The organism is Winogradskyella eckloniae, assembly GCF_013249045.1.
Classification (GTDB): Bacteria; Bacteroidota; Bacteroidia; order Flavobacteriales; family Flavobacteriaceae; genus Winogradskyella; species Winogradskyella eckloniae.
The window spans coordinates 315,784-327,802 of the sequence record NZ_JABRWP010000005.1 but is presented as its reverse complement, the minus strand read 5'-3'; the positions used below and the strand labels follow the sequence as shown (position 1 = coordinate 327,802).

Genomic DNA, 12,019 nt, shown 5'->3' with positions numbered 1-12,019 from the left:
ATGCGCTTAAAATTTAAACTAAAACTAATTTGAATGGCTAATTAATTAAGGTGTTAATCTTTACCCATAAATCATTGTCAAAACTAGAAAGGGCAAAGTTTTCACTATCAGCTGCTTGTCCCATTCTTATTACTACCAATTCTTTGCTAGGAACAATATATATTTTTTGGTCGTTTAACCCTAACGCAGTAAAGGTGTCACTAGGTGCATCTGGAATAAGTTCTCCTGGAAATTCAACTTGGCTTTGAGGTAAATGATATGTAGATTTACCGTTTAACCACCATAAATAGCCATAGGCTAAATTAATATCTTGAGAAGTGTTTGTTGCTTCTACTACAAAGTTCTCATTTAAAATTTGCGTGTCTTCCCAGCTACCATTGGCATAGGTTAATAAGCCAAATCTTGCCATACTTCTGGTGTTACTCCAATATACATTAATGTTTCCTAGGGTTGTCCAACTACCATTCATCCCAATTGGATTTTTAAGTTTATTTGTAAAGTAATTATCCCAAGTTTCATTTGTCGCTTCTTCTACAACGTCTTGCATTTTTACAAATACATTGTGATAAGCCCAACGTGTACCAGCGTCCGCGACATATTGTAGATTTTCTGGAGATATATCATCGCCTGCTTCATCATCTAAACCAGATGTCATAGATAGTAGGTGTTGACATGTAATTAAATCTTCCTTTTCAGCAGGAGCGCTTGTCCAACCCGTACCAACATAATCAGATACTTTATTATTTATATCGATAAAACCTTCTTGTTCCGCAATACCAGAAATTGCGGTTGTTAACGTTTTTCCGGCACTTGCCCAATACCAAGTAGTGTTGCTATTATGGCCATTCATGTATTCTTCTACTACAATTTTGCCATTATGGAGAATTATAAAACTTTTGGTATTCTTTTCTTCTAAAAAATCTAAGAGTGGCTGTAGTTGGTCTTCATTCCAGTTTAATTCTGAAATAGTTTTTGTTTCCCAAGTATCTGAATTATTAGGAGGAAAATAAATATCCTCAAGTTGAGGATCTACATCATCAGAACTGCTATCGTCATCTGAACATGACAAAAACACTAAAAATAGGAGCAAAATTGAGGTAAATTGATAAGATTTCATGGTTAAGTTTTTAATTAAGACTCTAAAATATACAAAAGGTTTAATAACCAGCATATTTGAAATGTAAAACTTCAATCATAAATCGTAAATCATTCCGTATCTTTGCCAACTGATTTATAAAAAGCATGAGAACCAAGACTACAAAAAAGAATAGAATCAACGTTATTACATTAGGCTGTAGTAAAAATGTTTACGACAGTGAAGTTTTAATGGGTCAGCTAAAAGCAAGTGGCAAAGACGTTGTACATGAAGAAGAAGGAAATGTTGTAGTGATTAACACCTGTGGATTTATCAATAACGCCAAAGAAGAAAGTGTAAATACCATTTTGGAGTACATGAAGAAAAAGGAGGAAGGCGATGTCGATAAGGTATTTGTTACTGGTTGTTTAAGTGAGCGTTATAAACCAGACTTACAAAAAGAAATCCCAAATGTAGATCAATATTTTGGTACTACTGAGTTGCCTGGTTTATTAAAAGCGCTAGGTGCAGATTATAAGCACGAATTAATTGGAGAACGTTTAACGACAACGCCAAAAAACTACGCCTATCTTAAAATAGCGGAAGGTTGTGATAGACCTTGTAGTTTCTGTGCTATTCCTATTATGAGAGGAAAGCATAAAAGTACACCTATTGAAAATTTGGTAACGGAAGCTGAAAAATTAGCGGCTTCAGGTGTTAAAGAATTGATATTGATTGCACAAGATTTAACATATTATGGTTTAGATCTTTATAAAAAACGAAATCTCGCAGAATTATTAGAGCATTTGGTAAAAGTTGAAGGGATTGAATGGATCCGTTTGCATTATGCTTTTCCAACGGGTTTTCCTATGGATGTATTAGATGTTATGAATCGTGAGCCAAAGATTTGTAATTATTTAGATATTCCATTACAACATATTTCTGATGATCTTTTAAAATCTATGCGTCGTGGTACTACTAAAGAAAAGACGACTAAATTAATAAAGGAGTTTAGAGCGATTGTGCCAGAAATGACAATTAGAACAACACTTATTGTTGGTTATCCAGGCGAAACAGAAGCACATTTTGAAGAACTTAAACAATGGGTTTCAGACATGCGTTTTGAACGTTTAGGCTGTTTTACGTATTCTCATGAAGAAAATACACATGCTTATAATTTGGAGGATGATGTGCCTGAGGACGTAAAAATGCAACGTGCAAATGAAATTATGGAAATTCAATCTCAAATTTCATGGGAATTGAACCAAGCTAAAATAGGGCAGGAGTTTAAAGTTGTTATTGATAGAAAAGAAGGAAATTATTTTGTTGGTAGAACAGAGTATGATTCTCCAGATGTTGATAACGAAGTGCTTATTGATGCATCTAAAGTGTATCTAAAAACTGGAGAATATACCACTGTAAAGGTAACTGAAGCTGAAGATTTTGATTTATATGGCGAAGTTATAGCGTAGTTATTACACTAATTAACAGCCATCACTTGGACCAAACGTAAAAACGAGTTCTTGTTCAATTTTTTCGCCAAGACTATTTTTTGCAGGTAGCCATTGACCTGGTATATTTTGTAGGAGTTCTTTAAATTTTTTATCAATAGAAGGATATCCTGTTTCCATAGCATCATGTTTAACGTCTTTAACTTTACCTTCTTTGGAAATTATAAATGAATACTTTATGGCATTCAGTCGGTTGTCCGTTATAACATTTAATGCTTCTAAACTGTTTTCTTTGAGATAGGCAATTAAGGCTTGTTTGCCATCGACATAAGTGGCTTGTTGTTCTGGTACAATAGTAATATGAGGGCCAAAGAACTTATCCTCAATAACACCAGTTTCTTTGTTTTTTCCTTTAAATTCTGTTCTAATTGTAAAATGATTAAAATAATCTAAGGATCTCAACAATTTTATCTGAGCTTTTGTGAGTTGCGCAGTGGTTCCATATTCTTGAAATCCTGATAGTTGATTGTCTTTGACGACTATAAGATTTACGGATTTTATGTCTTCTATTTGATTTTTTTCGTCTTCATTTAGAAAATCATAAATACTTGTTGCTGTTTGTATATCTGCTTTTTTAACGGCTTCAAAGCGAGCGTCAACACCATAATACAATTCTGGTAGTTTTTTTAAATACGGCCCATAATTCATGGTACTATCTGTAGCAATACTGTCGTTGCTTTTTACACTTAAATCTTTAGCATTAGTTGTTTCCATATTTGTTAAACCAAAAAATAGGATGCTGAATAGAGCTAATGCTGTTCCGAAAATAATAATACGTTTTTTCATAAGTTGTTGTTTTTTGAGATGAATAGATTCAAATGTATTATTGAATGGAAATGTTATTGTAAAATAAATTGTGAAAAAAGTGTAAATTCTTTGTGAATGCACAATTTATAGTGCTTAATCTCTTAAAACGGTGTTCTTAATTTACTTTAGTATACGCTTCTTTCATCCAGGTAATTAATTCATCATCTATTTCACTTATTGCTGTGATCTGTACACGATGTGTACACATGGTTCCAAAAGGTCCAGAATTGCCTAGTCTATCCGTTGTTGGTTTCTCAGGTAATTTTAATCCTAAATCTATGCGTGTTTTAGTCGCAGGTTTTATCAGCACAAATTGTCGTTTTCTTATAAAACTTACACTTGTTTTCTTTGGTGTAATAGTAACATCACTACCAAAGGCTTCAAGTATAGCATGCAGTTTTTCATAAATAGGAAACAATGAAGCTTTACCCTTATATTGATTAGCAACTAAATCGTCTGCAGAATTATTTTCTTCTTTAGATAATGTTACAATAGTGTTAGCAAAGCCATGCGTTACACCATGTTCTTTCTTAAGAAAATTTACACCTTCAGAATGTTTTGCAAATGCTTTTGCTTTTAAAATTGTTTTCCATTGGTCTAATGATTTACCTGTTTTTTCAGGCATATTATTAATCATTGTTTGTAATGCTTTTTCCATGTATTCCGTTTTTAGTGACTTAAGACGTCATTGTGTGTCTTATAATTGAATATAAATTTAATCAAAATGAACAGGTCAATTAAACATAATAGGATGCAAATTGTTTTATTGTCGTGTTATGCCTTAGTCAGTTTTGTGATCTGGTATTTTTTGTTTTAAGTGTTTTTACTTTGTAGGTAAGCTATTGACATACGCGAAACTTTTTTCAAAATACGTTACTAAAAGTTCCTTTTTAGTATAAAGTGCTTCTGGTACCAAGACATAATCTCTCATTTTTGCACCATAAGAATAGTAATCGTCAGAATTGTAATCAGTCTTAAATTTAAGGGCTTCGTCTTTAGGTAAACGTATGCCAATTTGTGCGTCTTTATTGAGTAATGTAAACATATAACCGTTTGAGGAAGTGTAAATCATCTTTTTGCCTTTGCGCTCAAATCCGTTGCAGGCTTCTGTTATATCATCATATATTTTTAAGGTGTCTTCCCAAGTCATGTTACACGTGCTGATCTATTAAAATAGCATTTCCATCAGGATCTAAAACCACAAAACTCGCAGGTCCTGTTGATGCTGTAGTTTCAATTTCACTTGCAAACAAAAGGTCTTTAGATTTTAAATGCTTTTGAATCTCGCGTACGTCATCAAATTGTTCTACAGTTTGTGCATTCTGATCCCAACCAGGATTAAAGGTAAGAATATTGTTTTCAAACATGCCTTGAAATAAGCCAATAAGAGTTGCTTCGTTTTTCATAATGAGATAGTTGTTTTCTATCTCTCCTGCAAAAACGGAGAATCCTAATGTTTCATAAAAGGTTTTAGAAGCTTTAATATCTTTTACAGCGAGACTTACTGAAAATGCGCCTAGTTTCATAATCTAATAATTTGTTTGACTTAAAGATAATGAAAGTTTTGATTATGAGGTTTATTGGATGTTTTTTAATAATATGTGCAACGCGTTAGTTAAGTAATTAGGATTTAACTAACAATGAATTTTATACGGTGTTAGGTGCTGGTGTTTAATCAATTAAAATTAAAAATCTTATTAAAAAATAATATATCTTTACGTGTGAGTAATATATAAATGATAGAAAGAAAGAACAGTTTATTTAAGTCTGAGCATATGTATACCACAGGTGATATTCCCATATTGGTTACTTGTACAGACTTGACTGATTGGGTATGTAAGCATAGTCGTAATTCAATTTCCCCTTTAGTTAACGAAATAATAGGTTCTCTATTTGCTATTAATTGGAATTTGAGAACTCCTGAAATCGCATTAATTACTGTAGATAGAGAGCATGTACCAAGTAAATTTGCTCCGCAATTACAACCGATTTTTTTTAATAAGCCATGCTTTGGCTCTTCATTACTTAAAGAAGGTCAAGTTATTGATAAATCTCTATTAGCTTCATTCAAGAAAACAGCTTTTAAACGGAAGATTCTTAATAAAGAGGATTTGTTAAAAATAGCATTATTTGATATCTGGATAGGAAATGACGATAGACATCAAGGTAACAGTAATTTGATTTTAGACCAAAGTGAAAGTGGGAAGTATTATTTTAATGTATTTGACCATGGAGCAATCTTTAATACAAGTTCTTTAATTCATGGAATTCAATTAATTACTGAAGATGAATCACTTATCACATCTGAACTTGCGACGATTTTATTTGGTAATGTGAATAATTTAACAGAAATTGTTGATAAAATTGTACAAGATTTTTACCTTTGCGTGGAAAGGTGTGAGCAAGAATTAAGCAATATATTGCTTAGTATTCCGTTAGAATGGAACTTCAATGTAGTTGAATTTGAAACTTTACTTAGAGAAAATATTTTTAACAATGATTGGTGTAATAGTTGTGTATTACATTTTAGAGAATTGATTCAGACTAACTTATAAATTTAATGAAAACTTTTTTTAGCATAATATATTTACCATTAGGTTCTGATTTTCAAGAGAAAATTAGCATAGGAATGGTTATGTCTAATGGTAATGAATCAATAATTAGAGTTTCTAATTCTAAGTTAAATGTAATTAAAAGTTTAATATCATCACATAAATTTTCAATTTTAAAGAACTATTTGAATAATTTAGTTAATGATGAAATTGAAAATAACAAATTAGGTCAATTTGATTTAAAGTTAAACAATTCTAATGATTGGATAAATGAAGGTTATTTTTCTTATTTGAATAGATATTCTAATAATTTGGTTATGTTTTCAGAACCTAGAAAAATCGACATGGATATAGAAATAAATAATTTCAAACGATTATTCGAAAAATTCGTGTTTCATTTGGAAGATGAAATTGCTAAGGTAAAAAAAGCCACTATTTATTCTAGAGTAAAAGCTCAATTATATACGAAAATAGAAGAAAATGTAAACTTGAATGTTACATTAAAATCATCAGATTTCAAAGAGCTTTTAACTCCTGTTGATGTAAATTTTATTGGAAAGAATGGGGTTGTAGTAGCAGGACAAACCATTGATTTTGTAAAGCGTCATTATAATTTAGAACACGATTTAACTAGCTTTGTTTCTTTTTCTAAAGCTGTTGATTATTCTCGTGACCAAAAAGGAAAATATTTTTTAGTTGGACAAGAACCTAATAAAAAAGACCATCCAAAAAACCATAGAACATGGAAACATGTAATGGAAAGTCATTTGGTTGAATATGTTGATGTTAATGAAACAGAAATGATACAGGAATATATTAAATCAAAAAGTGTTACTCCATTTTTTGAGAAAGATTCCGATTCCGAATAATAATTCACTTGTAGGCTTGTTGCTCTCATCTAGATCTTAATGTTATTGTCTCGCAGATATAAAAGCATTTCAATATTTTACATCCATCGTTAACGTTAAACGAAGGTAGCTTGTTTAAGATTTATATACAAGTATCTAACTCTTAAACATATAGCTTTTTATCATCAATTGTTAATAAGGCAAAACACCATTTATTCAGCAACTCACAAGCTTTTTACTATCGCTTAACTCATACTTTTTAGCACTTTAACAATTTCATCAGGTTCAGAGCGCGTTCTGTAATCTACATTGACGTAATTCCATTTTACAATGCCATTTCTATCTAAAATAAAGGTCGCAGGAATTGGTAAAACATTAGCGTTACCATTATTAATGGCTTTTAAATCTAGTCCACGATCTACACGCATATGTTCCATTAAAAACTCAGGGACTTCCCAAGCTACACCATATTGTTTGGCAACTTTAGCATCTTGGTCCGACAGCACTGTAAATTCCATTTTACTAATTTCATTTTCAGTTAAAGAATCATCTGGTACTTCTGGGCTAATAGCAACTAGAGTTGCACCTAAAGCTTGTATTTCACTAAGTTTAGCTTGTAATGCTCTTAATTGTAAGTTGCAATAAGGACACCAACTACCACGATAAAAAGTAACTACAACAGGTCCTTTGTCTAGTAAGCCAGATAATGAAATCGGTTGTCCTTTTGGGTTTGGTAATTCAAATTCTATAGCTTTATCACCAACTTTTAGAGCATCTTTTCCGTCTTCAAAGGCTTTTGCTTTAGCTATGACATCATCTACACCTTGCATAAATTCAGGTTTTGCGTTTCGTCCTGCTGCAATTTTAGCGTCGGTTTGTTCTTTTAGTGTTTTCATATTAGGTATTAAATTTGAGTAAGTTTTTTTAAATGTTTTAATAAAAATTCAATTTACCCATATTCTAGTAACTGAAGATAGTCTTTAATTTTAATTAACGTTTTAAATGGCATTTACAACTCGTAAGCATTGTTGTTTACAAAAAATAGAGCGTTTACAAAAAATAACTTTCCGTTTTCCCAGAAACTTCTAAACAGTGGATTATCCACCATATAAATTAAACTACCATTGCCTAAAGTTTCCTCGCCAAAAACTAAAGTTTGGTCTAAGTTTTTTACAGCATTTTGACCTGCAAATCCAGAAAATACTTTAGTGTCTTTTAAGTAAGCCACATTATAGCCACTGTCTAATAAATTGTATGCAGAACTCCCTAATTTTAATGTAAAATAATTATCATCATAACCAAATGCCATAGGATGTGTAGCATCTACTTTAGTATTAAAAATGGCGCCTGTAATTAAGTGGTTACTGTATTCGCGTTCGCGCTGTGCGTAAGGTGTTAAGTTGTCGTCGTCATTATCATCGTCAGCATCTTTGTAGCTTAAACTAAATCCGTCTTTACCAGCAAAGCTTCTAAGTGCACCATCAATAGCAATGACTTTTCCGCCAGAGCTTACCCATTCTTTTAATTTGGTCATATTATCGGTAGTTAATACTTTCCCATAATAACCATTTGGTATAACCAAAACATTGTATTTATTCATGTTGGTTTTTCCTAAGTCGTCTGTATTTATAGAGGTTACAGGATAATGCAATTGTTGCTCAAAGAAATGCCAAATCTCGCCATAACTTAATGAAGAGGTACCCTCACCAGAGAGTACAGCAATTTTTTGTTGGTTCACTAGCTTTATATCTGGCGAACCAATATCTGGTGTTTTTTGAGAGAATCCTGATGTGATTTCTGTTAAAGGCTGTGCATGTTCTTGTGCAATGGTATTTAATTTAGTTACCATTTTTTCAATATGTTTATTGTCGCCTTTAGTAATAATTAAAGATCCACGACCAAAGGTTTTATTGTTAGAAGAAAATGGTTTCTCAGTAAAACGCACTTTGAAATTATGTTTCAGTAATGCAGCTAAAAACTGCGCATCTTCCATTGAATTCCATTTACTAACATAACCGTAAGCATCATTTAAAACCTGAAGCGCTTTTTTACTCGCCATTTTGTTACTCTTCACTTTAGACGTTGTAGCAATTGCATCTAATCCATAAGCATAAGGTAATGACCACGCTGTAATATCGTAGGTTAATGAGTCGGAAAGCAATGTGTTGGGTTCAAACAAAACCTTTACCATTTTTCCTTTGGGTTGGTTAGAATGTACCACCAAAGCATTAGCATCTACATTAAAACTACCTTGATTTCCAGTGGCATAATGGAAACCAGAAACTTTAGAGCTTGTAGCGTTTTCAAAAGTAATTTCATGTTTGTTTAAAAGCATTTTTAAGCTATTAATTTTGTCTTCATTCCCTTTAAGTACGTAACTTTTATATTTGAGATTGGAATTATTGAAGAATTTACCAAACTCAATATTCAATTGTTTTGCATTTTTTGAAGCCATTTCTACAGTAGAAATTCCTGTTGTGGTATGATGCGTTAAGCGTTCTACCAAAGTTAAAACATGACCTTCATCGTTTAAAATCCCTAAACCTGCCATACCATGACCACCTTGCTCGTAGGTCATTCCCATAGCTCCCATAAACGTTGGGTAAGTATCACCATAACTTGGATATAATAAATCAAAACGTTCTCTTGTGAAAAATAACCAACCTTCTGCATCAAAATATTTAGCATGGTTCTGACCAATTTGCGTTTGGAAATCGCGTTGCCAATCTGTAATGACTTCATGAAACGGTTCTGCAGCTGGCGCAAAATAATATGGTTCGTTAATGCCTTGTTCATGAAAATCGACATGCACATGTGGCATCCAAGTATTATAAACTTCTAAACGTTGTTGCGTTTCAACTTGTGTTGCCCAAACCCAATCTCTATTTAAATCAAAAAGATAATGATTTGGTCGTCCGCCTGGCCAAGGTTCGTTGTGTTCACTGGCTTGTTTGTCTACATCATAAGGTTCACTCTTGGTTTCATTATACCAATTAATGTAACGGTCTCTACCATCTGGATTGACACTTGGGTCCATAATTACAACCGTATTTTTTAATAAATCTTGTTCTTCTGTTAGTAATTTATAAAGTGTAAGCATTGCAGCTTCAGAACTCGATGCTTCGTTACCATGCACATTATAACTCAACCATACAATTGCAGTATCTGTTGCAGTTGGTTCACCATCTAATAAACCTGCATTTTTTAAATTGTTTTCTCTAATGGTTTCAAGATTTTTCATGTTAGCTTCGCTTGTAACAAAAGCTAAATACATGTTTCTACGTTCATTGGTTTTTCCGTAGTTCACCAATTTTACTTGCTTAGGAATAGCAGTTGCAACAGCTTTAAAATAATCAATAACCTGATGATTTCTACTAAATTGTGTACCAATATCGTAACCTAAAACGGCATTAGGCGAGGGAATGGTTTGTGCTGATGTTAAGGATAGACTGCCAAAAACGACCAATAAAACGAAGACTAATTTTTGCATTTAATTTAAAATTAAGGTTGTAAGCTAGTAAAGATAGTTAGTGCAACTGAATTAACTAAAAATTAGCAGATAAAAAATTGAAGAGTCTTATCTTTATGCCGAAATTTAGATTAACCTATGCCAACTGACTGTATTCCATTTAAGGAAACCCATTATTTTTCTGATTTTATTTGCGATTATCTTGCAGAAAAACCAGAATTAAAAGAATTCTATCATCGTTTTCCTAAGCTTGAAAATTTTGAAGCTCAGATAAAAGAGAAATCGACTTCATTTAAACGTGAAACAAGAACGGTATTAGTTGAAACATTAAAACAGCAATATAAAGATATAAAGACTTCAGATTTGACGTATGCAAATATTGAAAGTCTACAGCAAGAAAATACCTTCACCATTACAACAGGTCATCAATTAAATTTGTTTACTGGACCTTTGTATTTCTTATTCAAAATTGTTTCAACTATAAATTTAACCAAGCAGTTAAAAGCCGAATATCCATCGTATAATTTTTTGCCTATCTATTGGATGGCTTCAGAAGACCACGATTTTGAAGAAATCAATTACTTTAACTTTAAAGGAAAAAAGATACAGTGGAATTCCAACCAAACAGGTGCTGTTGGTTGTTTTAATACCGAAGGCTTAGACGATGTTTTCGATATTATTGCTTTAGAATTTGGAGAAGGAAGACATGCAGAACAATTAAAAACATGGTTTAAGGAAGGCTATTTAAAACATAATAATTTAGCAGATGCCACACGTTATTTGGCAAACGCATTGTTTGGTGAACATGGCTTAGTAATTGTAGATGCTGACGATAGCGCATTAAAACGTTTGTTTATTCCGCAGATGAAAAAAGAAATGCTAGAGCAAACGGCATTTAAAACAGTCTCTGAAACCAATAAAAAACTAGAAGCATTAGATTTAAAGATTCAAGTTAACCCAAGAGAAATAAATCTATTCTATATAAAGGATGGCTTGCGCGAACGTATTGTAGAACGTGATGGTATCTATTCCGTTTTAGATTCAGAATTAAAATGGAATGAAACAGAACTTCTAAAACATTTAGATGAGGAACCAGAATGTTTTTCACCTAACGTGATTATGCGACCATTGTACCAAGAAGTGATTTTGCCAAATCTGTGTTACATTGGAGGCGGTGGAGAAATGATTTATTGGTTGCAATTAAAATCTAATTTTGAAACGCAAAACGTCACATTTCCTATGTTGTTGTTAAGAAATTCAGCCTTAATAAAAACAAGCAAACAAGCCGAAAAGCTTGAAAAATTGAATATTTCTGACAAAGATTTATTTTTAGACAGACACGCGTTTATCAATAAAAAGGTGAGAAAGATATCCAATATAGATATTGATTTTTCAGAGCAAATTACACATTTAGAAGCACAGTTTAAATCGCTTTTTGATTTAGCAGAACAAACCGATAAATCATTTATTGGTGCTGTAAAAGCGCAAGAAGTAAAACAATTAAAAGGCTTAAAACATCTAGAAAAACGTCTGCTACAAGCACAAAAACGAAAATTAGCAGACCAAATTAGCCGTTGTACAGAGTTGCAAGAGCAGTTGTTTCCTAATCAAAGCTTACAAGAGCGAAACACTAATTTTTCGGAATTATATTTAGAATTTGGAGACCAATTAATCCCAAGTTTACTGAAAGTTCTTCAACCATTGCAAGGCGAGTTTACCATCGTGACTTTATAGTTATCAAAAAACTGTTAAAAACT

The 12,019-nt window shown here is 32.2% G+C and carries 11 protein-coding genes; 4 read left to right on the top strand and 7 right to left on the bottom strand.

Annotation, left to right across the window (positions count from 1 at the left end; translation table 11 throughout):
• Positions 1-37: 37 nt before the first annotated feature.
• Positions 38-1,117, bottom strand: coding sequence for a serine hydrolase domain-containing protein (locus HNV08_RS11120; RefSeq protein WP_173281388.1), 1,080 nt, complete (start codon positions 1,115-1,117; stop codon positions 38-40).
• A 125-nt stretch (positions 1,118-1,242) separates the two neighbouring features.
• On the opposite strand from HNV08_RS11120, the gene rimO reads away from it, so the two are divergent.
• Positions 1,243-2,547 (top strand): 30S ribosomal protein S12 methylthiotransferase RimO, encoded by a 1,305-nt coding sequence (gene rimO / locus HNV08_RS11115; RefSeq protein ID WP_173281387.1) that lies wholly within the window; start codon positions 1,243-1,245, stop codon positions 2,545-2,547.
• A 12-nt stretch (positions 2,548-2,559) separates the two neighbouring features.
• Here rimO and HNV08_RS11110 read toward each other — a convergent pair whose 3' ends face one another.
• The 4 genes from HNV08_RS11110 to HNV08_RS11095 all read right to left on the bottom strand — a co-directional run bounded on the left by HNV08_RS11110 (position 2,560) and on the right by HNV08_RS11095 (position 4,919).
• Entirely contained in the window at positions 2,560-3,372 is an 813-nt protein-coding gene (locus HNV08_RS11110) for a hypothetical protein (RefSeq protein WP_173281386.1), read from the bottom strand.
• Between the two features lie 136 nt (positions 3,373-3,508).
• A complete protein-coding gene (locus HNV08_RS11105; RefSeq protein WP_173281385.1) occupies positions 3,509-4,051 on the bottom strand; it encodes a DUF4287 domain-containing protein in 543 nt (180 codons plus the stop codon).
• 165 nt (positions 4,052-4,216) lie between these two features.
• Positions 4,217-4,543 (bottom strand): hypothetical protein, encoded by a 327-nt coding sequence (locus HNV08_RS11100; protein ID WP_173281384.1) that lies wholly within the window; start codon positions 4,541-4,543, stop codon positions 4,217-4,219.
• 1 nt (position 4,544) lies between these two features.
• Positions 4,545-4,919, bottom strand: coding sequence for a VOC family protein (locus tag HNV08_RS11095; protein ID WP_173281383.1), 375 nt, complete (start codon positions 4,917-4,919; stop codon positions 4,545-4,547).
• Between the two features lie 210 nt (positions 4,920-5,129).
• On the opposite strand from HNV08_RS11095, the gene HNV08_RS11090 reads away from it, so the two are divergent.
• Both HNV08_RS11090 and HNV08_RS11085 read left to right on the top strand, forming a co-directional pair.
• Positions 5,130-5,948, top strand: a complete 819-nt coding sequence (locus HNV08_RS11090; RefSeq protein WP_173281382.1) for a HipA family kinase — start codon at positions 5,130-5,132, stop codon at positions 5,946-5,948.
• A 5-nt stretch (positions 5,949-5,953) separates the two neighbouring features.
• Entirely contained in the window at positions 5,954-6,814 is an 861-nt protein-coding gene (locus tag HNV08_RS11085; protein WP_173281381.1) for a hypothetical protein, read from the top strand.
• A 224-nt stretch (positions 6,815-7,038) separates the two neighbouring features.
• On the opposite strand, the gene HNV08_RS11080 is transcribed toward HNV08_RS11085, so the two are convergent.
• Together HNV08_RS11080 and HNV08_RS11075 are read right to left on the bottom strand one after the other, a co-directional pair.
• Positions 7,039-7,689, bottom strand: a complete 651-nt coding sequence (locus HNV08_RS11080) for a peroxiredoxin-like family protein (protein WP_173281380.1) — start codon at positions 7,687-7,689, stop codon at positions 7,039-7,041.
• 113 nt (positions 7,690-7,802) lie between these two features.
• Complete coding sequence (locus tag HNV08_RS11075; RefSeq protein ID WP_173281379.1) at positions 7,803-10,283, bottom strand: M14 metallopeptidase family protein; 2,481 nt, start codon at positions 10,281-10,283, stop codon at positions 7,803-7,805.
• A gap of 117 nt (positions 10,284-10,400) precedes the next feature.
• Here HNV08_RS11075 and bshC point away from each other — a divergent pair, with 117 nt between their 5' ends.
• The gene (gene bshC, locus HNV08_RS11070; protein ID WP_173281378.1) at positions 10,401-11,996 is read left to right on the top strand and encodes a bacillithiol biosynthesis cysteine-adding enzyme BshC; all 1,596 of its coding nucleotides are present in this window, start codon (positions 10,401-10,403) and stop codon (positions 11,994-11,996) included.
• Positions 11,997-12,019 lie beyond the last annotated feature (23 nt).